This window comes from Mycobacterium sp. BK086, assembly GCA_004362315.1.
Lineage (GTDB): Bacteria > Actinomycetota > Actinomycetes > Mycobacteriales > Mycobacteriaceae > Mycobacterium.
Window position 1 is genome coordinate 1,540,775 of sequence record SNWL01000003.1, and the last position, 22,822, is coordinate 1,563,596.

Here is a 22,822-nt window from a genome sequence, read left to right on the forward strand (position 1 = left end):
GCAGAAACATCCCGCCTAACGCAGCAGGGCGCCAATCACATTCGTTCCGCCAGGCGTGCAACCCCCGGGCCACTGAGTTCGTCAAGAGCCGCGCGACGACCGGTCATCGCCATCAGAAGCGCTTCGCCGGTGCCCACAATTTCTGGACCGGCGCCGTGCTGCCAGGTGACATCGGTTGCTTCCAGCCTCAGCCCCTTGATTCGCCGTCCCGCTCCCAACCGTGGGTTCCCGGGCACGAGTGGCAAGACACGTTCGAGTCGCTCTATCGGAACGGTCCGCGGACGGGAGAGCGCACGCCGGATGTCCTGATGGTGAATCAATCCGTCCACCAGGCCGATCATCCCGCCGAAGCCCGCCGTCAGCCCCTTGGGGCGAAGGTGAGCGCCCAGACAGGCCAGCAGATCCTCCGGTGACATCGCCGCGAACTCCTCCACTCCCACGTCATTGGCGCGAATGATCCGCCCCTTGGCGAAGCGCTTGACAAGACCCAAGAAACCGAGCTCGTCGTAGCTGATAATATGGGCGACAACATCTTTCACCGTCCAGCGCTCACAGAGGCTGGGCGCCCGCCAATCCCCCGGCGCCAAGGTGCGAAGAAACGCTGCAAGGTCGGAACGCTCGTCGAAAGCCAAGTCCATCAAGGACTTCTCGCTTGCCGTCATCGTGAGGCCTCGACGACATCCTCGTAGCGCCGCAGGTACAGCGGCCAGCCGGCGTCGCCATCAACCCCGTCGACAACACTTTCCCAACCGCTCCCGTGACGTTCCAGATGGCGATGCTCCAATTCGACGCGGGTGGTCGTGTCGGATTCCGCGACGAACCGCACCTCGACCTCGCTCGCCCTAGCCGGATCAGATTCGAGCTGCCAGGTCGGCCCGATGTCCCAGGAGAACACCACGCGTGACGGCGGTTCGTAGACGAGGACACGCGCCCATTCGCACCGACTGCCGTCCACACCGCGGTCGTAGATGTGGCCGCCGACGCGCGGCTCGAACACTGTCTCGGCAATGGGTACGGACAGCAGGTTGTGCTCGCGCGGTTTGATGGCGTCGAATCGATCGACGAACAACGCGAACGCCCGGTCAACACCGGCACGCACAACAACCGTCTTCCGTATTGGCTTCGCTGTTGACGTCATCCGCTCCGCCCATCTTCCTCGACTATCAACTTGAAGGCGTCTAAAGCCTTATCCCAGAACACATCGAGCTCAGCCCGCAACGCCTCGACACCCTTGGGATCAACGTGGTAAACCCGCCGGGTGCCTACAGCCCGGTCCCGCACCAGCCCAGCGCATTTCAATATTTTCAGGTGTTGCGAAACCGCCGGTCTGCTCACCGGCAGACCGTCGGCCAGCTCGCCGACCGCCAACGGGCCGTCGGCGAGGCGCTTGAAGATCGCCCGCCGAGTGCCGTCCGCCAGGGCCGCCCACGGGTCGTCAGTATCGTAAGTCAACACTAACGGTAAGTATAGACTTACCGATGGCGACTAGCGCAAGACCCGCGTCTTCGACCGTCGTGTAGGTGCCGAAGAGGTTCAATGACTGTCGGCGCGTGGTTTCCGCGCGGGATACCTGCCCACCCCACCTGGCGTCGGCGCATAGAGCCAAGGCGTCCAGGCAACTCGTTAGCTTTGCGAAAGTTCCCATCGGGATAGAAAACGGCCCCCGGAGGATTCTCCGGGGGCCGTTTCCGCTAGTAGCGGGGACAGGATTCGAACCTGCGACCTCTGGGTTATGAGCCCAGCGAGCTACCGAGCTGCTCCACCCCGCGTCGGTGAACGCAACGTTACCGGTCGTCGAGCAGCGCATCCAAATCGGCAGCTCAACGCCACAATCACACCCGTTGTGCGGCGAAACTCACGGCTATTTACTTGCGTCTGGCGGCCGAAGTCGACAGGCTCGTTGGAGATGAAACGACAACACGCCACCCGCATCGCCGCGATCGGGATGATCGCCGCCGTCGCCCTCGGGGCGACCGCCTGCGACAACGAATCCGGCGTCAACACAGGCAAACCCGCCGCGTCGATCCCCGCGCTGCCCGGAGTGTCCGTACCCGCCACGACGACCACGAGCACCAAGCCGGCCGCCGCCCCCGTCGACTACACCCGACTCCTGCTGCAAGCCCGCGACGTCTCCACGACCGGCGACGCCTACATCGCCGAGCCCGCGACCCCCAACCCCGACAGCCGCCCCGGCGCCGAGGTTCTCATTGTGAATCAGGAGCAGACCAAGGCGATCAGCATCCTGATCGTGGCGCTGGACAACCCGGCGGCCGGACCGTCAGCCCTCGCCGAGGCGCAGGCCGGCCTGGCCAAGTCGGTGAATCCCGGTCCGGCGCAGCCCTCGATCGTGGGCACCGGCGGCACCGTCGTCTCGGGCAACTCCCCCGACGGCACCAAGTCGGTGACGGTGCTGCTGTTCACCGAGGGCTCCACACTGGCAAGGGTCGAATTCGACGGCCTGCCCGGCCAGCCCGCGGACGCCAACTTCGTCACCAACGTCGGGCAGAAACAGGCCATCGCCCTGCGCGTCGGACAGCCCACGCCCTAGCGCCGCGCAGGCACCGGCACGCGCATCAGATCCTCGGCCACCACGATGTCGCCGGAGAACACCGCGGCGGCCTCATCCAAGTACCGCCCGGCCGCATCGACGTACCGCTGTGAGAAGTGCGTCAGCACCAGCGTGCGCACCCCGCAGTCAGCCGCCACCTGAGCCGCCTGGCGAGCCGTCAGATGCCCGTACTGATGCGCCAGGTCTTCATCCTCGGCCAGGAACGTCGCCTCGATCACCAACATGTCGGCGCCGTCGGCCAATTCGTACACGCCGTCGCACAACCGGGTGTCCATCACGAACGCGAACCGCTGGCCGCGGCGCAACTCACTGACCTGCTCGACGTCAACGACCTGCTCCCCCACCCTGAGCACGCCGGCCCGATCGAGCTCACCCACAGAAGGCCCACTGATCCCGAAGCGGGACAACAACTCCGGGATGAAGCGCCGGCCGTCCGGCTCGAGCAACCGGTAGCCGAACACATCGGTCGAATGCTCCAGCGCCCGCGCCTCCAGCACACCGAACGCCCCGGCCGCAACTACGCCAGAGGCTGAGATCGGCTCCTCCCGCACGTCGACGTTGTCCCAGAAGATCGACGCGTGCCGCAGCCGGGCGAAGTACTCCTGGCCGGAGGCCGGAAAGTGAGCGACAAGAGGATGACTCACCCGATCCAGTGATGCGCGCTGAATGATCCCCGGCACGCCCAAGCAGTGATCGCCGTGAAAGTGCGTGAGGCACAGCCGGTTTACCGCACTGCTGGCGACACCGGCCAGCGTCATCTGCCGCTGGGTTCCCTCGCCGGGATCGAAGAGCAGCCCGTCGTCATCCCAGCGCAGCAGATAGCCGTTGTGGTTGCGGTAGCGCGTCGGCACCTGGCTTGCGGTGCCGAGCACAACCAACTCACGCATGCCGGCACCCGGCTATTTAGTCGACTCGTACTTCTTGAAGGCGTCGTCGAGGCGCTGGAGCGCATCGCCGTATTCGGCGAAGTTGCCGTTCTTTTGGGCTTCCTGCACGGCGCCCAGCGCGGTCTCGACATCCTGCAGCGCGGCCGCCTTGGGACCCGACAGCGTGGTCGGCACACCCGCAGGCGGCACCGCCGCAATCGGCGTCGGCACCTCCGGCGCGCTTCCCGGTACCGGGGCTGGGGCTGCCGGTGGACGCGCGCCCGGCGGCTGGCCGCCCGGCGGAGTCGCAGGTGCGGGACCGGTCGCCGTCGCGCCCGCGCCGGCACCGAAAATGCCGTCCAGCGCCGCACTGACGGTCGGACCGTAGCCGACCTTGTCGTTGTACATCATCGCCACGCGGATCAAGCGTGGATACGACGATGCCGCATCACTACTGCCCGGCGAGGCATACACCGGCGACACATAGATCAGGCCGCCCTGCCCGACCGGAAGGGTGAGCAGATTGCCCCAGCGTATTCGGTTCTGGTTGTCCCGGCCGATGACACCGAGGTCCTGACTGACCGCGGTGTCGGTACTGATCGCGTTGAACGCCAGCTTCGGACCGTTGACCTGACCAGGAATCGTCAGCACCGTGATCTTGCCGTAGGTGTCGGGATCCGAACTCGCACTGATATAGGCCGCCAGGAAGTCACGACGGAACCGGTTCATCGCCGAAGTCAGCTGGAATGATGCCGAATCATCATTGCGGGCAAGGTCTTTGGCGACGATGTAGTACGGCGGTTGATAACTGCTCGCGGTCGGGTTGGGATCCAGCGGCACGTCCCAGAAATCCGAGGTGGAGAAGAACGTCACCGGGTCGTCGACGTGATACTTGGCCAGCAGCATCCGCTGGACCTTGAACAGATCCTCCGGATAGCGCAGGTGCGCAGCAAGATCCGGCGAGATTTCGCTCTTCGGCTTCACCGTTCCCGGGAACACCGCCATCCACGCCTTCAGCACCGGGTCGGACTCGTCCTGGGCATACAGTGTCACGGTGCCGTCGTAGGCGTCGACGGTGGCCTTGACCGAGTTACGGATGTAGGACACCTGCTTGTCCGGCGCCAGCCGGTTGACCGCCACCTCGGTGGAGTCCGCGGTGGCCGACGACAACGACGTCAGCTCCGAGTACGGATAGTTGTCCAGCGTGGTGTAGCCGTCGATGACCCACACCATCTTCTTGTTGACGATCGCCGGGTACACGGTGCTGTCGGTGGTCAGCCACGGCGCCACCGCCTCGACGCGTTGCGCCGGATCTCGGTTGAACAGAATCTTGCTGTTGGAGCCGATCACGTTGGAGAACAAGAAGTTCCGCTCGGCGAACTTGGCGGCGAACACCGTACGGGCCAGCCAGTTGCCGATCGGGACACCACCGCTGCCGGTGTAGGTGTAGTTCTTGGTCTCGGTGTTGGTCTCGTAGTCGTACTCGCGGTCGTTGCCGTTCTTGCCGACGATCGCGTAGTCGGCCGAGGTGTTGGAGATGACCGGACCGAAGTAGACCCGCGGCTGATCCAGCGGGGCGGGACCCGGCGAGACGACGCTGCCGTTGGCGCCGACGACGCTGGCCAGGAACTCCGGATAGCCGCCGTTCTGGTTGGGGTCGTTGGCAATTCCGCGCACCGTGTTGGCCGGCGAGGCGATGAACCCGTTGCCGTGGGTATAGACGGTGTGCCGGTTGATCCAATCCCGCTGGTTGTCGATCAGGCGGTCCGGGTTGAGTTCACGTGCGGCGACGACATAGTCACGCAGGTCGCCGTCGGGACCCTGATAGCGGTCGATCGACAGCTGGTCGGGGAAGTAGTAGAAGTTCTTGCCCTGCTGGAACTGGGTGAACGCCGGGCTGATGATCGTCGGGTCGAGTACCCGGATGTTCGACGTGGTCGCCCGATCCGACGCCACCTGCTGCGCGGTGGCCGGTGCGTTTCCGGTGTAGTCGCGATAGTTGACGTGGTCGTTGGTCAGTCCGTAGGCCTGCCTGGTCGCGACGATACTGCGACTGATGTATTCGCTTTCCTTCTGCGCCGCATTGGGTTTGACGCTGATCTGCTCGACCACCAGCGGCCAGCCGGCGCCCACGATCAGCGAACTCAGCAGCAACAGCACCAGGCCGATCGCGGGAATCCGCAAGTCGCGCAATACCAGTGCCGAGAACACCGCGGCCGCACAGATCAAGGCGATGGCCATCAGGATCAGCTTGGCCGGCAGCACCGCGTTGATATCGGTGTAGCCCGCACCCGTGAACGGCTTACCGCCGCGGGTGTGGCTCAGCAGCTCATAGCGGTCGAACCAGTACGCGACAGCCTTGAGCACCACCAGCGTGCCGATCAACGCGATCAGCTGGATTCGCGCCGGGCGGCTCAAAGCACCACTGCGGCCGGCGAGCCGGATCCCGCCGAAGATGTAGTGGCTGATCAGATTCGCCAGGAACGCCAGGAACACCGCGACGAACAGATACGACAGCACCAACCGGTAGAACGGCAGATCGAATGCGTAGAAGCCGAGGTCCTTGCCGAACTGCGGGTCGGTGATTCCGAAGTCCCCGCCGTGCAGGAACAGCTGGATCCGCGGCCAGTAACTCTGCGCGACAAAGCCGGCGAAGAAGCCGATCACCGCGGGCACCCCGATACCGAACAGCTTCAGCCGGGCCATCACCGCGGTGCGGTAGCGCGCCACCGGATCGTTGGGCCCCGCGGTCGGCACGAATACCGGCCGGGTTCGGTAGGCCAGTGCCAGCCCGGCGAACACGATTGCCCCGACCAGCACACCGGCGACCAGGAATACGACTATTTCGGTGAGCACCTTTGTGGTGAACACCGAGCGGTAGCCCAGCTCGCCGAACCACAACCACTCCACGTACTTATCGACGAGGCGTGGTCCCACCAACAACAGCAGTACGACCGCGAGCGCAACACCGATAAGAATCCGGCTGCGCCGAGTCAGCTTCGGCATCCGGGCGCCGGGCCGCATACTCACCTGTCAGGCTCCTGGGTCTTGTCGGGCGGCCGCGCCGCGCCGTTGCAGCAATACGGCCACAACTCTACGCATCGCGACAGGGGTTCTGTCCTGCGGCGACGCGTCAACAGCTGGGCGGACGGCCGCCGGAGGTCAACGTGTGCAGGGCGTCGACGGCACCGGTCAAGGTGTCCACCTTGACCAGCTCCATATCGTCGTCGCGCATCGACGTGGCCTCATCGCAGTTGTCGGCGGGCACCAGGAACACCGAAGCCCCGGCTTCCTGGGCTGCCAGCATCTTGTGGGTGATGCCGCCGATCGGGCCGACCTTGCCGTCCTCGTTGATCGTTCCCGTGCCCGCGATGAACTTCGATCCGTTGAGGTCACCGGTGGTGAGCTTGTCGATGACGGCCAGGCTGAACATCAGTCCCGCCGACGGCCCGCCGATGTTGGCCAGGTTGAAATCGATGCTGAACGGCGCCCACGGCGCGTCCAGGACAGCCACCCCGAGATAGCCGTATTCGCGGTCGGCGTTGGTGCCCAACGTGATCCGCGCCGTGCCGGGTGGGGCGTTCTTGCGGCGGTAGTCGATGACGATCTCCTGGCCCGGCTTGGTGGCCTTGAGCAACCCGGTGAACTCGGCGATGTTCGCTACCGGCTTACCGTCGACGGCGTCGATCGCGTCGCCGTCCTTCAACTTCCCCGCCGACGGGCCGGGGTCGTTGACCTTGGCCGCCACCACTGCCTTCGGGTATTTCAGGTAACCCAGAGCGGCGTACTGGGCACTGTCCTCGGAGTTCTTGAAATCGGCGTCCTGATCCTTCTCGACGTCCTCGCGCGACTTGTCCGGCGGGAACACCAGATCGCGGGGAACCAGCTGCTCGCGGCCCGACACCCACAGCGTCAGCGCCTGGCCCAACGTCAGGCCGTCGCGCTGAGCGACGGTCGTCATGTTCAGGTGCCCCGAGGTGGGATGGGTGTCGATGCCGTTGATGGCCACCACCTGCTTGCCGTCGACCTCGCCGAGCGTGTCGAACGTCGGCCCGGGGCCCAGCGAGACAAAGGGCACCGTCACGACCGCCAGCAGCACGCCGAAGACGACGATCGGCACGAGCGCCGTCATCAGCGTCAGAATCCGCCTGTTCACGCCGCCAAGACTAGACGGAGTCCATTGAAGGCCCGGTTCACTGACAGCGTGATCGCCAATTCGCCGACCACGACGCCGGGTGAGTACGGTTGAGACATGGCTGACCTGCCCTTTGGCTTCTCCTCGGGAGACGACCCCGACAAAGACAAGCCGAAAAAGGACCCCAACTCCGGCCCCGCTGACCCGTTCGGCTTCAGCGGCGGCGACTTCAACATGGCTGACCTCGGCCAGATCTTCACCAAGCTGGGCCAGATGTTCAGCGGCGCAGGCAACCCGATGGGCGGTGGTTCGTCCGGCCCGGTCAACTACGACCTGGCCCGCCAGCTCGCGTCGAGCTCCATCGGTTTCGTCGCGCCGATCCCGGCCGCCACCAGCTCGGCCATCGCCGACGCCGTGCACCTGGCCGACACCTGGCTCGACGGCGCGACCGCGCTGCCCGCCGGGGCGACCAAGGCCGTCGCCTGGACGCCCAACGAGTGGGTGGACAGCACGCTGGACACCTGGAAGCGGTTGTGCGATCCGATGGCCGAGCAGATCGGCTCGGTGTGGGCGTCGTCGCTGCCCGAGGAAGCCAAGGCGATGGCCGGTCCCCTGCTGGCGATGATGACCCAGATGGGCGGCATGGCGTTCGGCTCGCAGCTGGGCCAGGCGCTCGGCAAGCTGTCCCGCGAGGTGCTCACGTCGACCGACATCGGGCTTCCGTTGGGCCCCAAGGGTGTCGCGGCGCTGATGCCCGAAGCCATCGAAGCGCTATCCGAGGGTCTCGAGCAGCCGCGCAGCGAGATCCTCACGTTCCTGGCCGCCCGCGAGGCGGCCCACCACCGGTTGTTCAGCCATGTCCCGTGGCTGTCCAGCCAGCTGCTCAACGCCGTCGAGGCGTACGCCAAGGGCATGAAGATCGACATGAGCGGGATCGAGGAGCTAGCCCAGGGCTTCAACCCGGCCGCCCTTGCCGACCCCGCCGCCATGGAACAGCTGCTCAGCCAGGGCATGTTCGAGCCCAAAGCCACCCCCGAGCAAACCGCCGCGCTCGAGCGGCTGGAAACCCTGCTCGCGCTGATCGAGGGCTGGGTGCAGACCGTGGTCACCGGTGCTCTCGGCGACCGCATTCCGGGCACGGCCGCCCTGTCGGAGATGTTGCGCCGCCGCCGGGCCACCGCCGGCCCGGCCGAGCAGACCTTCGCGACGCTGGTCGGCTTGGAACTGCGGCCCCGCAAGATGCGCGAAGCCGCCGTGCTGTGGGAGCGGCTGACCGACGCCGTCGGCATCGACGCCCGTGACGGTGTCTGGCAACACCCCGACCTGCTGCCCAGCTCCGCGGATCTCGACGAGCCGGCCGGGTTCATCGACCGGATCATCGGCGGTGACACCAGCGGCCTGGACATCGACGCCGCGATCGAGGAATTCCAGAAGTCGACGGAGTCCGGAGAGGACGACAAAAAGGCTGGGCCCGACGACAACGACGGGCCTGTGGATAGCTGAGCCGCGCGGCGCCCTCGTGGTGCCACAGTCGGCGGGTGAGCCGGCTTTATGCGCTGGACCCGGCGATGCCGGTGCTGCTGCGACCCGACGGCGCGGTGCAGGTGGGCTGGGATCCCCGTCGGGCCGTGTTGGTCCGACCCCCTGACGGCGCGACACCGTCCGCACTGGCCGCGCTGCTGCGCGGCATGCAAGTGCCGCTCGGCAGGGCCGACCTCCATCGGCTGGCCATCACTCACGGACTGGCCGGCCACGTCGAACAGATCCTGGAAGCCCTGGTCAGCAGGGGTGTGGTCCGGGACCGGGCCCGCAGGCCGGCTGCCCGAGCACTGTCGATCCGGGTGCACGGCTGCGGCCCGCTGACCGACCTACTGGTCGAGGCGTTGCAGCGCAGCGGGGCGCGGATCGCGCAGACCAGCCACTCCAACGCTTCGGTGTCGGCGGCGAGCGCGGACATGGTGGTGCTCAGCGACTACCTGGTCGCCGACCCACGGCTGGTCCGGGATCTGCACACCGCCGGCGTCCCGCACCTGCCGGTGCGGGTGCGTGACGGCACCGGGCTGGTCGGCCCACTGGTGATCCCCGGGGTCACGAGTTGTCTGGCCTGCGCCGACCTGCACCGCACCGACCGCGACGGCGCGTGGCCCGCGGTGGCCGCCCAGCTACGTGACGTGATCGGCAACGCCGACCGTCCGACCGTGTTGGCAACCGTTGCTGTCGCGCTGGGCCAGCTACAGCGCATCATCACCGCTGTTCGTGGGCAGGAAGCTGCCGGGGCGCCGCCGGCCACGCTGAACACCACCCTGCAAGTCGACGTGAACAGCAACACGATCTCGGCTCGTCGCTGGTCACGACATCCGAACTGCCAATGCTGACATCGGTGGTTGCCAGAAGAGGTTCGTCAGGGATGATGGTCTCGTGGCAGACATCAAGCGCGGCCGTGCGGCCCGCAACGTCAAGCTGGCGACCATCCCGGTCGGTTTCGCCGGCCGGGCGGCGCTGGGCTTCGGCAAACGGCTGACCGGCAAGTCGAAAGACGAGGTCCAGGCCGAGCTGTTGGAGAAGGCCGCCAACCAGTTGTTCACCGTGCTCGGCGAGCTCAAGGGCGGCGCCATGAAGGTGGGCCAGGCGCTGTCGGTGATGGAAGCCGCGATCCCCGCGGAGTTCGGCGAGCCGTACCGCGAGGCCCTGACCAAACTGCAGAAGGACGCCCCGCCGCTGCCCGCGGCCAAGGTGCACCGAGTGCTCGACGGCCAGCTCGGCACCAAGTGGCGTGAGCGCTTCACCTCATTCGACGACACCCCGGTGGCCTCGGCCAGCATCGGCCAGGTGCACAAGGGTGTGTGGTCGGACGGCCGCGAGGTCGCGGTCAAGATCCAGTACCCCGGCGCCGACGAAGCCTTGCGCGCCGACCTGAAGACCATGCAGCGCTTGGTCAGTGTGTTCAAACAGCTGGCCCCCGGCGCCGACGTGCAGGGTGTCGTCGACGAGCTCATCGAACGCACCGAGATGGAGCTGGACTACCGGCTGGAGGCCGACAACCAGCGCGCGTTCGCCAAGGCCTACGAGGGACATCCGCATTTCGTCGTGCCGCACGTGGTGGCCAGCGCCCCGAAGGTGATGATCACCGAGTGGATCGACGGCGTGCCGATGGCGCAGATCATCCGCGAGGGCACGCCCGACGAGCGAGACCTTTGCGGCACAAGGCTTATCGAGCTGACCTTCGATGCGCCGTCGCGGCTCGGCATGATGCACGGCGACGCACATCCGGGGAATTTCATGATGCTGCCCGACGGCCGGATGGGTGTCATCGACTTCGGCGCGGTCGGCCCGCTGCCCGACGGCTTGCCCATCGAGATCGGCCAGATCATCTGTCTGGCCCGTGACAAGAACTACGACGAATTGCTGCCCACCATGGAGCGGGTCGGCTTCATCCAAAAGGGTGAGCAGGTGTCGGCGAATGAAATCGACGACATGCTGCGTCAGTACGTGGAGCCGATCGAGGTCGAGGTGTTCCACTACACCCGCCGGTGGCTGCAGAAGATGGCCGCGGCGAACATGAATGTCTCGGCGGCACAGATCAAGACGGCCCGGTCGATGGATCTGCCGGCCAAGCTGGCGATTCCGCTGCGGGTGATCGCATCGACGGTGGCGATCTCGTGTCAGCTCGACGCCCACGTGCCGACGCGGGAGCTGGCGGCCAAGCTGGTTCCCGGCTTCGTCGAACCCGAACCGGCGCACTGACCGGTTCGGGCCCGACGACTCAAGCCGCGATCACGTCCTTACGGGGACGCCCACGCGGGCGCTTGCGCTCGACGATGCTGCCGCGCTCGATGATCTCGCCGCCCCAAACACCCCAGGGCTCACCGCGGTCCAGCGCGGCGGCCAGGCACTGACGCCTGATCGGGCATTCCGCGCAGAGCACCTTGGCGCGCTCCAGGTCGATCGGACTCTCGGCGAACCACAGGTCGGGATTCCCGACATGGCACGGCAACACCGGCAGCTTCTCCTGGCGGACTGTCGATGCCGACATGTCTCGCTCACCTGCTTCCTGGTCGAATGGCTATCTCGTTTGAGAGGGATCCGGGACCAGGTTTCTGGTGGAAACACAGAGGCCACGGATCCTTTTGACTTCGGGTCCGTGGCCAGTGGCTGTGTCTGGGAGCTTTCCTAGATGAAGCTCCTGTCCACGGACGCGATCGTCGGGGCGGCGTTGGCGCGACGCTTGGGCTGAGCCGAAATAGCGGCTGCGCCAGCGGCATGGGCTGCATGCGACGGGGTCGCGACGACACCGAGGTAGGACCATCCGCGCCGCGCCATGCCAGCTACGCCAAATTTGGCTGTGGTGCTGCTCATCGTCAGATCCCTCCTCTCGTCACGCCGCCCTGTAGCCATCGATCGGCACAGGATTGATGAATCGAGGCTAAACCCTAACACGATTTCAGCACAAGCGATTTTCTGACCTGCGCTTTTGCGGTTTGAGGCGTGCGGGAACTTCGTCTGCCGGGCCGACCCGGGCAGCGAGCTTGAAGGCGGTCCTGACAAACTGATTCCCATGGCACAGATAACCCTGCGTGGAAACCCGATCAACACCGTTGGAGACCTGCCCGCCGTCGGCGCCCAGGCCCCCGCTTTCGACCTGACCGGCACCGACCTCGGCTCCGTGGACAGCGGCCAGTTCGGCGGAAAAGCCGTGGTGCTCAACATCTTCCCGTCGGTCGACACCCCCGTGTGCGCCACCAGCGTGCGGACGTTCAACGAGCGCGCCGCAGCCACCGGCGCGCCGGTGGTGAATGTGTCGAAGGATCTGCCGTTCGCCCAGAAGCGATTCTGCGGCGCAGAGGGCATCGAGAACGTCGTGACGGCGTCGGCCTTCCGCAGCAGCTTCGGTGAGGACTACGGCATCACGATCACCGACGGACCGATGGCGGGCCTGCTCGGCCGGGCCGTCGTCGTCGTGGGTGCTGACGGCAAAGTCGCCTACACCGAGCTCGTTCCCGAGATCGGCCAAGAGCCCGACTACGACGCAGCGCTCGCCGCACTGGGCTGACCATGACCTCAGGTTCTGACGGTTCCCCGGCCCCCTCGGCCGGGGAACCGTTGACCTCCGAGCAGGTCAGAGCCATCGCGAAAGAGGCCTACATCTACGGCTTCCCGATGGTCGACACCTACCGCATCCAGTACTCCTACTTCGTCGACACCGACAACCCCGAGTACAAGGGCGCCTGGAACCAGGTGCACAGCATTGCCCGGGTCTACACCCCGGCGGACACCGCGATCCAGACCCCCAACTCCGACACCCCCTACTCGATGGTGGGTGCCGACCTGCGCAGCGAGCCGCTGGTGTTGCACGTCCCGCCGATCGAGACCGGCCGCTACTACTCGCTGCAGTTCGTCGACGGCTACACCCACAACTTCGCCTACGTGGGCAGCCGCGCCACCGGCAACGGCGGCGGCACCTATCTGCTGGCCGGCCCGGGCTGGGATGGCGCGACGCCCGAGGGGATCGACGACGTCATCCGCTCCGACACCGATTTCGTGCTGGTCGTCTATCGCACCCAGCTGTTCGGCCCCGACGACCTCGACAACGTCGAGACGATCCAGGCCGGGTACACCGCGCAGCCGCTGTCGGCATTCCTCGACCAGCCCGCCCCGACACCGGCGCCGACGCTCGACTTTCCCGCCGCGTTGGCCCCCGACGAGCAGAAGACGTCGCCGGAGTTCTTCGGCCTGTTGACCTTTCTGCTGGGCTTCGCCCCCACGCTGCCGTCCGAGCAAGACCTGCGGGCCCGCATCGCCCGTCTCTCAGACGAACCACGGGATGCCCTGGCGGCCGGAATCGCCGACGCCTGGGTGGAATTCGGCGCTCTCAAACAGAAGATCGACGCCGGCCAGGTTCGCGCGGGTGAATTGTTCGGCACCAAGGACGATTTGGCGGGCAACTACCTGTATCGGATGGCCGGTGCGGTTCTGGGCATCTACGGCAACTCCGTTCAGGAAGCCATGTATCCCGTGCTGGCCACCGATGCCGCGGGCCAGCCGCTGACCGGGGCACACGACTACACCCTCACGTTCCCGGCGGGCGGGCTCCCACCGGTCAACGCGTTCTGGTCGGTGACGATGTACCGGCTGCCCGAAAGCCTGTTGGTGGACAACCCGATTGACCGCTACCTGATCAATTCGCCGATGCTGCCCAACCTGCTCAAGGATTCCGACGGCGGGGTGACGATCTACGTGCAGAACTCCTCCCCGGGCGCGGACAGGGAAGCCAACTGGCTGCCCGCTCCGGGCGGACCGTTCGTGGCCGCGCTGCGGCTGTACTGGCCCAAGGCCGACGCGCTGGACGGGACGTGGCAGCCGCCAAAGATGTTGCAGGCCTGAGCCGTACAACATTTGCGTTCTCTATGAGTCGCGTGACCCGGGCGGATTTCGGCGCCATCCTTGAGGAATGGACCAGATCACGCGAAATGACGTCAAGCACAATCTGATTCATCATCGCAACCGACCATCAGCAAGGCCGGTCGGTCCTATCGCGTCGATTGTGACGGTCGCGGCGATCGACTCCACCGTCGCCGCGGCCGACAGCCCACACCGCGGTGAGTTGAGGGCTGTCACGGATCAGCCAACCGCCGACTGACCACGCCGGCCGCACGAGCAACGCCGCGCAGCCATTCATTTGCACTCGATCGGGCGTACTCTTGGTGAACAACAGGTGAACGAAAGGGTCCTAAATCATGAACAGGCGACAAATCATCTGGAAATTCGGGCTGGCCTCCACGTCCGTGGTCATGTCACTGGGCGGCTCCCCCATCGCGTCGGCCGACGGCGAATCAGGAGCGGTGACCGGTGCGGGCTTCGGACCGTCCGCCGGCGTCGGTGACGCGTCCAGCTACACCGGCGGCTCGACGTCGAACAGCCTGTGTGGCGAGTCGTCGCCGTATCCGGGCGCCTTCCCGGCCAATATCTGCGCGGGTGCCTCGGTCGGAGTCGGCGACGCGTCCAGCTATACCGGCGGCACCACGGTCAACAATCCAGGCGGTACGGCCAGCCTCGGCGTCGGCGACGTCAGCAGCTACACCGGCGGAGGCACCCCGGGAATCGCCGACAACGGGACCAATTCGACCACCAGGACGGTGAACTACGGCCCCGGCCACCCGTGACATGATCCGGCCGAGTTAGTGGCGGGCGCGCACCAGATCGAGCACGTCGGGCCCGAACTGCTCTAGCTTGCGGGCGCCGATCCCCGGGATCGCCACCAGCGCAGCGTCATCGGCCGGTAGCGATTCGGCGATCGCGATCAGCGTGTTGTCGGTGAACACCACGTAGGCAGGAACTTTCAGCTCCTTCGCGGTGCGCAACCGCCAGTCCTTGAGTTCGGCGAGCAGCTCGTCGTCGATATCGACCGAGCAGGTTTCGCAGCGGCGCAACATGATTGACGGCGCGGTGGTGAGCACCGCATTGCAGACCCGGCAGCGCGGAGTGGCACCCTTCTGGCGGCGCGGCTTGTTCGGCGTCGGCTCGGCCTGGGTCTGCGGCGCGATGCCGTTGAGGAATCGCGACGGGCGCCGGCCCTGCCGCCCGCCCGGGGTGCGGGCCAACGCCCAGCTGAGCTCCAAATGCACTCGGGCGCGGGTGATTCCGACGTACAGCAGGCGACGCTCCTCCTCCACCGCCTCACTGTCGGGGCCGTGGGCAAGGGCATGCGAGATGGGCAGCGTGCCGTCGGCCAGGCCGACCAGGTACACCGCATCCCACTCCAGACCCTTGGCGGCGTGCAGCGATGCCAGCGTCACACCCTGCACCACCGGTGGGTGGCGGGCGTCGGCACGCACCCGCAATTCGGCCATCAGCGCAGGAAATTCGAGCTGCGGGCGCGCGGCCACCTCGTCGTCGACCAGTTCGGCGAGCGCGGTCAGCGCCTCCCAGCGCTCCCTGGCCTTGGTACCGGTCGGCGGTTCGGCGGTCAGCCCGAGTGGTTCGAGGACCGCACGCACGATCTCGGGCAGCTCGCCCTCGGCACCGCGTTCGGCCGCCCGTTGCAGCGCGACCAAGGACTGGCGGATCTCCTGACGGCTGAAGAAGCCTTCCCCGCCGCGCACCTGGAACGGGATGCCGGCCTCGGTCAGCGCCTCTTCGTACGCCTCGGACTGAGCGTTGATGCGGTAGAGCACCGCGATTTCGGCTGCGGGCGTTCCGGATTCGACCAGCCGCTTGATCGAGCGGGCGACCGCCGTCGCCTCGGCCACCTCGTCGGGATGCTCGCGGAAAGTCGGTGACGGGCCGGGCGCGCGCTGACCGATCAGGTGCAGCTTGCTGCCCGCGACCCGGCCGCGCGCGGCGGCGATCACCTGGTTAGCCAGCGACACCACCTGCGGCGTGGAGCGGTAGTCACGCTCCAGGCGCACCACCGTCGCCTCGGGGAACTGCCGGGAGAAGTCGAGCAGGAAGCGTGGCGAGGCGCCGGTGAACGAGTAGATGGTCTGGTTGGCGTCACCGACGACGGTCAGGTCGTCGCGGTTGCCCAGCCACGCGTCGAGCACCCGCTGCTGCAGCGGGGTGACGTCCTGATATTCGTCGACCACGAAACACCGGTAGCGGTCCCGGAATTCGGCCGCTACCGCCGCGTCGTTCTCGATCGCCCCTGCGGTGTGCAGCAGCAGGTCGTCGAAATCGAGCAGCGCGACACCGTCGCGGTTGGCCTTCAGCTTTTCGTACCCCGCGTAGACGACGGACACCTTCTCGGCGTCCAGCGGGATGTCGCGCTGAACCTTGGCGACCGCGGCGGCGTACCCCTCGGGGCTGATCAATGAGGCCTTGGCCCACTCGATTTCACCGGCAAGGTCACGGACGTCGTCAGTGCTGACCTGCAGCCGGTTGCGGCTGGCGGCTTGGGCGACGACCGAGAACTTGGTGTCCAGCAGCTCCCAGCGGGTATCGCCGACCACCCGTGGCCAGAAGTACTGCAGCTGGCGCCGCGCCGCGGCGTGGAACGTCAGCGCCTGCACCGAGCCGACCGGGGCACCGATGTTCTGCGCATCCATGGCGCGCAGCCGGGCCCGCATCTCACCGGCCGCGCGGGAGGTGAACGTCACGGCCAGCACCTGGCCGGCGGCGACGTGACCGTTGGCGACCAGGTGCGCGATGCGGTGGGTGATGGTGCGCGTCTTGCCGGTGCCGGCACCGGCGAGCACACACAACGGCCCGCGGGCGGCCAGCACGGCTTCGCGCTGTTCGTCGTCGAGGCCGGTCAAATGATCGACGGTCACCGGCATGGCGTCCATCTTGGCAGGGGGTGGGGACATTGCACGCTGGCGCTCCGATAAGTTCGTGCCCATGAGTGGCAACGATCCCCAGCTCACCATGTACAGCACCGTGTGGTGTGGCTACTGCAAGCGCCTCAAGACCGCGCTGAAATCGGCGGGGATCTCCTTCGCCGAGGTCGATATCGAACACGACCCGGACGCCGCGAAATTCGTGATGTCGGTGAACAACGGCAACCAGACCGTCCCGACGCTGAAATTCGCCGACGGCAGTGCGCTCACCAACCCCAGCCTCAAAGAGGTCCAGGCCAAGCTGGCGTCCTAATCCTGGGCCGCCCAGGATTCGATGATCTCGCGGGCGATCGATATCGATCCCGGCAGCAGCAGCCGCGACGACGACTCGCTGCTCCAGTCGCCGTGCTCGAGTGCCTCACGAACCTCGGCGCGGGTGAACCATGCCGCCTCGGCGATCTCGCCGTCGTGAAAGACGAACTCCTGCTCAGGATCTCCGATCGCGTGGAACCCGACCATCAGTGACCGCGGGAACGGCCACGGCTGGCTGCCCAGGTATTCGACGTCGGTGACGGTCAGCCCGACCTCTTCGTTCACCTCGCGCACCACGCACGACTCGAACGACTCCCCCGCTTCGACGAATCCGGCGAGCAACGAGAACAGCCGCTGCGGCCACACCGTCTGGCGGGCCAGCACCGCACGGTCGTGGCCGTCGTGGATCAACACGATGATGGCCGGATCGATGCGGGGAAATTCTTCGTGGTTGGTCAGCGGATTGACCCGCGACCAGCCGGCCTTGATCGCCTTTGTCGGCGAACCGTCGAGCGGGCTGTACCGGGATTGGTCGTGCCAGTTCAACAGGGCCAGCGCCGAGGCCACCAGCTGAGCGCTGACGTCGTCGAACACCTGGCCGCCCCGGCGCAGGTCCGACACCTCGGCCTCGCCGCCGTCGTCGGGGGCTTCCAGCGCGGCCCGCACCGCCCACACATGGCGGTCGTCCGGCAGCCGGCCCAGGAACACCGCGTCGCGAGGCGGCTTGTCCGCCAGCTTGGCCGCCGAACCGAGCACCACCTGGCCGCCGGCGATCATCACCTGATTGCGGTGGTCGACCCGCAACAGCGCGGCATCGGCCCAACCGGCGATCGCGGCGTCGATATCGGTGCGCAGATGGTCGGCACGGTCGGCACCCACGCGGGAGAGCAGCGGAACATTACGCAGTCGGAAGGCCACCGCGCTCACTCTCCGGCGGTGCGGACGTAGAGCAGCCGGTCGGTCGTCTCCAGCGCGTCGACGGTCGGGTCGTCGACGCGCAGCAGCTTGCCGTCCCGCATCACGCCCAACACGATGTCGGGCAGGTGCCGCGGGGAACCGCCGACCTCTTTGTGCTCGACCTCCCGCTCGGCGATCGCGAAACCGGCGTCCGGGGTGAGCAGGTCTTCGATCATCTCCACCACGCTGGGCGCGCTGGTGGCGATGCCGAGCAGGCGGCCCGCGGTCTCCGAGGACACCACCACCGAGTCGGCGCCGGACTGGCGCAGCAGGTGCTGGTTCTCGGCTTCCCGGACCGAGGCGATGATCTTGGCCTTCGGGGCCAGCTCCCGCGCGGTCAGGGTGACCAGCACCGCGGTCGGATCGCTGTTGGTGGCCACGATGATCGAATTGGCGTGCTGGGCACCGGCCAACCGAAGGACGTCAGACTTGTTGGCGTCACCGCGGACCGTGACGAGCCCGGCCGCGTTGGCCCGGTCCAGTGAGGGCTGATCGGTGTCGACGACGACGATGTCGGCGGGCGCGACACCGTCACCGATCATCGCGGCGACCGCCGTCCTGCCCTTCGTCCCGTAGCCGATGACGACGGTGTGGTTGCGCACGCTGTTCCTCCAACGCTGAATCTTGAGAGCCTGCCGCGACGCCGTGGTCAGGGTTTCGACGGTGGTACCGACCAACACGATCAGGAATGCCACCCGCAGCGGCGTGATGACCAGGACGTTGATCAGTCGGGCCTGCTCGGTGAACGGCGTGATGTCGCCGTAGCCGGTGGTCGACAGCGACACCGTGGCGTAGTACAGGCAGTCCAGGAAGGTCATTTCGCCGCCACGGACGTCGCGGTAGCCGTCGCGGTCGAGATAGACGATGACCACCGCGGCGAACAGCGCGGTCAGGGCGTAGAGCAGCCGGCGACCGATGCGGCGACCGGGGCTGACGAACTTGTCCGGGATGTGCAGGTAGTCGACGAGCGCGCTGTCCGGCTTGGCTGCCAGGTTCTCGTCGATCGCCTCGAGCCTGCGCCGCAACCTACCCTTGGCCACGCGACTCCGTCATCAAGCCCGACCCTCTCGCCTTGGGTGCCAACACTCCAGCATTATGTACCCATGCCGACGACGACAACCGAACTCGAACCCGCAAGCCGCGCCAGCCAGCTGCCGGCCTACCGCGCCGCGCTGATGCTCATCGGCATCGGCGTCGGACACTTCGCCGCGCCGAAACCGTTCGACGACATCGTGCCCGCCGAGTTGCCCGGCGACGCGCGGTTCTACACCTACGCCTCGGGCGTCGCCGAGGTCGGAATCGGCGCCATGCTGCTGGTGCCGCGGACCCGGCGTGCCGCGGCGCTGTTCGCGATCGCGTTGTATCTGGCGGTGTTCCCGGCCAACGTCAACATGGTCCGGCTCTGGAAAGACAAGCCGTGGCCGATGAAGCTCGTCGCGCTGGCCCGGCTGCCGCTGCAGGTCCCGATGATCACCCAGGCGCTGGCGATCAGGCGCAACGCTCCGAAGTACTAGACCCCGGCGAGCGTCTCGTCCAGCCAGTCGTAGATGCGGGCGAATGCCAGACGTCCCGCACCGGCTTGGCAGTGTGCGCCGGCACCCTCGGCGTCGGTGAACTTCAGCAGTGTCTTCGGGCACGTGAGGTGGTCGAAGAGAATCTGGGGTTGGCCGTCGAAGAAGATGTCGCTGGCCGCTTCGCATACCAGCGTCGGGCAGGTGATCTGTTCGGCGATTCCGTCGGCGAGGGTGTAGTCCAGATACGAGGCGAAGAACGCCCGCGGGCTGCCGACGCCCATGACGTACTGGCCGTGGGTGGCGGCCCAGCGGATGTTCGGGTCGGTGGCCATCAGCGCGTCGATCATCGCGTCGACCTCGGGCGCGGACTCGGCTCTGAGTACGGCCTCCGCTTCGGCGCGCGGCACCGGCATGTTGCGCGTCACGGTCAGGCCCATGTCGTACACACCGTCGAACGCGATGCAGGCAGCCAGGCGATGTTCGAATGCGGCCGCCCTCGGCGCCAGCTCGCCGCCCATCGACGCACCGAACAGCGCGACCTTGTCCGGGTCGACGTCGGGCCGTTGCAGCGTCCAGTCGAGGACGGGCGTGACGACGTTCTCCCAATCGGGCCGGAAGACCAAACCGTCATAGTGCATCGCTGCCGGCTGACCGGGCCCGTCGAAGGTGACGACGTTGTAGCCGCGCTCCTGAGCGGCCGCGGCACCGAGAAAATGCATCTCTTCACAGGTGCCGTCGAACCCGCTGTGCATGATGATCGTCGGCTTCGGCCCGCTACTGCTGTCGCCGTGCGCCGGGTAGAAGTAGCCGTGCAATACGGTTGTCTCGTAAGGGATCTCGATCGGCAGAACCGGCGGGTCGAACAGGGCCGCCGCGGCTCTGAAGGAATCCCGAGCACGGGTGTAGGCGTGGCTGATGCGCGGATCACCAGGGTTGCCGTGCAGATAGAAATCGGCGGACCGGTAGTAGTTGCTGGCCCGCAATAGGCCGTCTCTGGCACTCACGAGATGCCCTGCCGCATGAGCCTTTTCCGCTTCGGCGGCGACCCGGTCGGCGACGGCCAGCCACTGGTCGTACCAGCTGTCGTAGTCGCCGGCCGTGATCGCCTGTGCGGTGGTGATCACCTCACCGATATCGGCTCCGCCGTAGGTGGCGGCGCCGAGCACCCGCAGCGTTTCGAACCAGAACGAAGTGTCGTCGGCGAAGAGGACCGGTTCCATGAGGTGCTCCTTAAGTCATTTCTAGTTGCTTTAAGCGACGGTACGACGGCGTTGCGCTAAAAGCAAGGGTTAATGCTTTAAGCTTGCCGCGTGGTGGAAGACCCAGGAGTGCGCCGGCGGCCGGGTGGGCGCAGCGCCCGGGTCGCCGCAGCGGTCCACGAGGCGGTGGACGCACTGCTGGTCGAGGCGGGCCCGGGCGGTTTCACCGTGGCCGACGTCGCGCGGCGCGCGGGGGTGAATCCGACGAGCATCTATCGACGCTGGGGCAGCCTGGAGGCGGTCATCCTCGATGTCGAGGCGGCGAGACTGTCGGAGACCTCACCGGTGCCCGACACCGGGACGCTGCGCGGCGATCTGCTTGCCTACGCCCGCAACGCCGCCGCCGAGATCACCCAGCCGGGCCGGTTGGCGTTCCTGCAGGCATTGATCGGCGCCGGTGACCTGACCGCCGAGAAGCGTCGCGAGTTCCTGATTCAGCGGGCGATGCAGTTTCAGGACATGCTCGACCGCGGCCGCGAACGCGGCGAACCCGCATTGGACTACACCGTCATCGTCGACTGCATCCTGGCGCCCATCTACTTGCGCCACCTGCTGGGGCTGCGCGTCAGCGAGTCGGATCTCGGGCTGTTTGTCGAACGGGCGTTCACCGTCAAATAAGCTCCGGACGGCCTTACCTGCGTTTCCCGAGCCATCCGGGCAATCCCGCGAGCCCTGATTTGATGCGCTCGATTCGGAAACCCGCACGCCTGCAGGCATTCTCGATCAGGTCGTCCATAGCGTATGCAGCTACCAGGTGGCCCTCCTCGGTGCGCCAGCACGAATTGATGAGGAAGACCATCCGCTTTCTGGTTCGGTGTGGAAAAAGACGATGGACGGTGCCCGTCGTATACCGGTAGACAGGCCGACGCTGGACAACGATCACGGACGGAACTCGGATCGGCCAGCCTGCATAGAGTCCGCGAGCGTGTGAGTACTGCGCGAAGTCGATTGGCTCCCATCGTGCACGGTGGCGAAGAAAGATCTGGCCAGACGGCCGGTCAACCCGCAGACGTGTGATTCCCACCCGGGTACGTAGGACGCACAGGAGTGCGACCGCCGCGAGGGCACTCGCGACCGCCCATTCGTGGTTGACCAGCGAAAGCACCGTTCCCAGCAGGAAGAATCCCGTTGCGAACCAAGCGCCCACAGCTTGCCGATGCAGCTCGCCCGCTATTTTGGCGCTGTCGGTTACGACGTAGTTCTTTGGCTTCGTGGGCGAGGTAGCGAGCCTGATTTCCTCCCTCACCGCGTTGGCAAGCGCATCGCCTGCCGCAGCATCCTCACCCAGGGCCGCCGCCAATGCCATTGCGGTTTCATGGATCTCACGCTGAAGCTCATTCAGCGTCATCGATGCCACGTTTGGATCACGGCTAATGTTCCCGGCCTTCATAGCCGCCTCGGCGCCGACCAGATCGCGCAGCCGATCGCTGAGAACACCGGCGTCGTTCGCTCGGTGCATGCTCCTTGGCACCTCCTCGGTTGTCTCACTCAACGCGCACGCAACCGCGGAGTTCCGCTGCGACCCTAGGGGCAGGGCGAGGGGAAGAACAAGCCCCAGCACCACCCCTCCGGAATCGGCGGCGGCGGAACGAAGCCCTGTCCGGGAGGCGGTCCAGGCGGGTTCGGGCCATCCCAGATGTTCTGGGCGACGTTGCCCTGGCCGTGGTAGACGATGTAATACGAGTGGCATGCGTTGTTGTCCCAGATCACGGGGTTGGTCCGCTTGTTTCCGGTCTCCACCGGCGGATCTCCGGGGCACCACGAATAGGGCCCGCTCGGGTCGACGCTCGCCTGGGCGGTTCCCGCGGTAAGTCCCATGCCGATGATCGCAACGCCTACAGACGTCACCGCCGCTGCGATGGTCCGCTTCCGCCGATGGCTCGTCTTCATGGTGTGCTCTTTCTCAAGTGCGCCGCACCCTGCGGCGTCGATGCGGTA

Annotated in this window: 25 protein-coding genes and 1 tRNA gene; 11 read left to right on the forward strand and 15 right to left on the reverse strand. The window is 66.5% G+C overall.

Annotated elements, in window-relative coordinates; all coding sequences use genetic code 11:
- Window positions 1-35 precede the first annotated feature (35 nt).
- From EV580_RS07655 to EV580_RS07670, 4 genes are all read right to left on the reverse strand, one after another.
- Complete coding sequence (locus tag EV580_RS07655) at window positions 36-662, reverse strand: maleylpyruvate isomerase family mycothiol-dependent enzyme (RefSeq protein WP_133690446.1); 627 nt, start codon at window positions 660-662, stop codon at window positions 36-38.
- On the reverse strand, window positions 659-1,138 hold the full coding sequence (locus EV580_RS07660; RefSeq protein ID WP_133690447.1) for an SRPBCC family protein: 480 nt from the start codon (window positions 1,136-1,138) through the stop codon (window positions 659-661). The genes EV580_RS07655 and EV580_RS07660 overlap by 4 nt, the downstream gene beginning before the upstream one ends.
- Window positions 1,135-1,455: an ArsR/SmtB family transcription factor gene (locus EV580_RS07665; RefSeq protein WP_133690448.1), complete on the reverse strand. Its 321-nt coding sequence runs from the start codon at window positions 1,453-1,455 to the stop codon at window positions 1,135-1,137. Before EV580_RS07665 ends, EV580_RS07660 begins: the two co-directional genes overlap by 4 nt.
- Before the next feature lie 240 nt (window positions 1,456-1,695).
- Window positions 1,696-1,769 (reverse strand) — tRNA-Met (locus tag EV580_RS07670).
- A gap of 137 nt (window positions 1,770-1,906) precedes the next feature.
- On the opposite strand from EV580_RS07670, the gene EV580_RS07675 reads away from it, so the two are divergent.
- Complete coding sequence (locus EV580_RS07675; RefSeq protein ID WP_133690449.1) at window positions 1,907-2,548, forward strand: hypothetical protein; 642 nt, start codon at window positions 1,907-1,909, stop codon at window positions 2,546-2,548.
- Here EV580_RS07675 and EV580_RS07680 read toward each other — a convergent pair.
- From EV580_RS07680 to EV580_RS07690, 3 genes are all read right to left on the reverse strand, one after another.
- Entirely contained in the window at window positions 2,545-3,456 is a 912-nt protein-coding gene (locus EV580_RS07680) for a ribonuclease Z (protein WP_133690450.1), read from the reverse strand. The two genes, EV580_RS07675 and EV580_RS07680, sit on opposite strands and share 4 nt — an antisense overlap.
- Before the next feature lie 12 nt (window positions 3,457-3,468).
- Window positions 3,469-6,465, reverse strand: coding sequence for a UPF0182 family protein (locus EV580_RS07685; RefSeq protein WP_133690451.1), 2,997 nt, complete (start codon window positions 6,463-6,465; stop codon window positions 3,469-3,471).
- Between the two features lie 103 nt (window positions 6,466-6,568).
- Window positions 6,569-7,591, reverse strand: coding sequence for a YlbL family protein (locus EV580_RS07690; protein WP_133690452.1), 1,023 nt, complete (start codon window positions 7,589-7,591; stop codon window positions 6,569-6,571).
- A 96-nt stretch (window positions 7,592-7,687) separates the two neighbouring features.
- Here EV580_RS07690 and EV580_RS07695 point away from each other — a divergent pair, with 96 nt between their 5' ends.
- The 3 genes from EV580_RS07695 (at window position 7,688) to EV580_RS07705 (ending at window position 11,314) form a co-directional block, all read left to right on the forward strand.
- Window positions 7,688-9,073 carry a zinc-dependent metalloprotease gene (locus EV580_RS07695; protein ID WP_133690453.1) on the forward strand — a complete coding sequence of 462 codons (1,386 nt, stop codon included), beginning with the start codon at window positions 7,688-7,690 and terminating at the stop codon, window positions 9,071-9,073.
- Window positions 9,074-9,138: 65 nt separating this feature from the next.
- Window positions 9,139-9,945, forward strand: a complete 807-nt coding sequence (locus EV580_RS07700; RefSeq protein WP_133691084.1) for a TOMM precursor leader peptide-binding protein — start codon at window positions 9,139-9,141, stop codon at window positions 9,943-9,945.
- 1 nt (window position 9,946) lies between these two features.
- Entirely contained in the window at window positions 9,947-11,314 is a 1,368-nt protein-coding gene (locus tag EV580_RS07705; RefSeq protein ID WP_133690454.1) for a macrolide-binding ATPase MABP-1, read from the forward strand.
- A gap of 19 nt (window positions 11,315-11,333) precedes the next feature.
- On the opposite strand, the gene EV580_RS07710 is transcribed toward EV580_RS07705, so the two are convergent.
- Together EV580_RS07710 and EV580_RS07715 are read right to left on the reverse strand one after the other, a co-directional pair.
- On the reverse strand, window positions 11,334-11,603 hold the full coding sequence (locus EV580_RS07710; RefSeq protein WP_133690455.1) for a WhiB family transcriptional regulator: 270 nt from the start codon (window positions 11,601-11,603) through the stop codon (window positions 11,334-11,336).
- 137 nt (window positions 11,604-11,740) lie between these two features.
- Window positions 11,741-11,926 (reverse strand): hypothetical protein, encoded by a 186-nt coding sequence (locus EV580_RS07715; protein ID WP_133690456.1) that lies wholly within the window; start codon window positions 11,924-11,926, stop codon window positions 11,741-11,743.
- A 199-nt stretch (window positions 11,927-12,125) separates the two neighbouring features.
- Between EV580_RS07715 and tpx the strand changes: the two genes are divergently transcribed.
- From tpx to EV580_RS07735, 4 genes are all read left to right on the forward strand, one after another.
- Complete coding sequence (gene tpx / locus EV580_RS07720; RefSeq protein WP_133690457.1) at window positions 12,126-12,620, forward strand: thiol peroxidase; 495 nt, start codon at window positions 12,126-12,128, stop codon at window positions 12,618-12,620.
- Between the two features lie 2 nt (window positions 12,621-12,622).
- Window positions 12,623-13,951, forward strand: a complete 1,329-nt coding sequence (locus tag EV580_RS07725; protein ID WP_133690458.1) for a DUF1254 domain-containing protein — start codon at window positions 12,623-12,625, stop codon at window positions 13,949-13,951.
- 67 nt (window positions 13,952-14,018) lie between these two features.
- Window positions 14,019-14,207 carry a hypothetical protein gene (locus EV580_RS07730; RefSeq protein WP_133690459.1) on the forward strand — a complete coding sequence of 63 codons (189 nt, stop codon included), beginning with the start codon at window positions 14,019-14,021 and terminating at the stop codon, window positions 14,205-14,207.
- A gap of 97 nt (window positions 14,208-14,304) precedes the next feature.
- Window positions 14,305-14,730, forward strand: a complete 426-nt coding sequence (locus EV580_RS07735) for a hypothetical protein (RefSeq protein ID WP_133690460.1) — start codon at window positions 14,305-14,307, stop codon at window positions 14,728-14,730.
- A gap of 15 nt (window positions 14,731-14,745) precedes the next feature.
- Here the strand turns inward: EV580_RS07735 and EV580_RS07740 are convergent, their stop codons facing one another.
- Window positions 14,746-16,842, reverse strand: coding sequence for an ATP-dependent DNA helicase UvrD2 (locus EV580_RS07740; RefSeq protein ID WP_166654651.1), 2,097 nt, complete (start codon window positions 16,840-16,842; stop codon window positions 14,746-14,748).
- A gap of 61 nt (window positions 16,843-16,903) precedes the next feature.
- On the opposite strand from EV580_RS07740, the gene EV580_RS07745 reads away from it, so the two are divergent.
- Window positions 16,904-17,155, forward strand: coding sequence for a mycoredoxin (locus EV580_RS07745; RefSeq protein ID WP_133690461.1), 252 nt, complete (start codon window positions 16,904-16,906; stop codon window positions 17,153-17,155).
- On the opposite strand, the gene nudC is transcribed toward EV580_RS07745, so the two are convergent.
- Both nudC and EV580_RS07755 read right to left on the reverse strand, forming a co-directional pair.
- Window positions 17,152-18,072, reverse strand: a complete 921-nt coding sequence (nudC, locus tag EV580_RS07750) for an NAD(+) diphosphatase (protein WP_133690462.1) — start codon at window positions 18,070-18,072, stop codon at window positions 17,152-17,154. The two genes, EV580_RS07745 and nudC, sit on opposite strands and share 4 nt — an antisense overlap.
- A gap of 5 nt (window positions 18,073-18,077) precedes the next feature.
- Complete coding sequence (locus tag EV580_RS07755; protein ID WP_133690463.1) at window positions 18,078-19,151, reverse strand: potassium channel family protein; 1,074 nt, start codon at window positions 19,149-19,151, stop codon at window positions 18,078-18,080.
- Window positions 19,152-19,214: 63 nt separating this feature from the next.
- On the opposite strand from EV580_RS07755, the gene EV580_RS07760 reads away from it, so the two are divergent.
- The gene (locus EV580_RS07760) at window positions 19,215-19,625 is read left to right on the forward strand and encodes a DoxX family protein (protein WP_133690464.1); all 411 of its coding nucleotides are present in this window, start codon (window positions 19,215-19,217) and stop codon (window positions 19,623-19,625) included.
- Here the strand turns inward: EV580_RS07760 and EV580_RS07765 are convergent.
- A complete protein-coding gene (locus EV580_RS07765; RefSeq protein ID WP_133690465.1) occupies window positions 19,622-20,845 on the reverse strand; it encodes an alpha/beta hydrolase family protein in 1,224 nt (407 codons plus the stop codon). The two genes, EV580_RS07760 and EV580_RS07765, sit on opposite strands and share 4 nt — an antisense overlap.
- A gap of 90 nt (window positions 20,846-20,935) precedes the next feature.
- On the opposite strand from EV580_RS07765, the gene EV580_RS07770 reads away from it, so the two are divergent.
- Window positions 20,936-21,502 (forward strand): TetR/AcrR family transcriptional regulator, encoded by a 567-nt coding sequence (locus tag EV580_RS07770; protein ID WP_208114575.1) that lies wholly within the window; start codon window positions 20,936-20,938, stop codon window positions 21,500-21,502.
- A 13-nt stretch (window positions 21,503-21,515) separates the two neighbouring features.
- On the opposite strand, the gene EV580_RS07775 is transcribed toward EV580_RS07770, so the two are convergent.
- Window positions 21,516-22,343 (reverse strand): hypothetical protein, encoded by an 828-nt coding sequence (locus EV580_RS07775; RefSeq protein WP_133690466.1) that lies wholly within the window; start codon window positions 22,341-22,343, stop codon window positions 21,516-21,518.
- A gap of 65 nt (window positions 22,344-22,408) precedes the next feature.
- Window positions 22,409-22,774 (reverse strand): hypothetical protein, encoded by a 366-nt coding sequence (locus tag EV580_RS07780; RefSeq protein WP_286171493.1) that lies wholly within the window; start codon window positions 22,772-22,774, stop codon window positions 22,409-22,411.
- Between the last annotated feature and the right edge of the window lie 48 nt (window positions 22,775-22,822).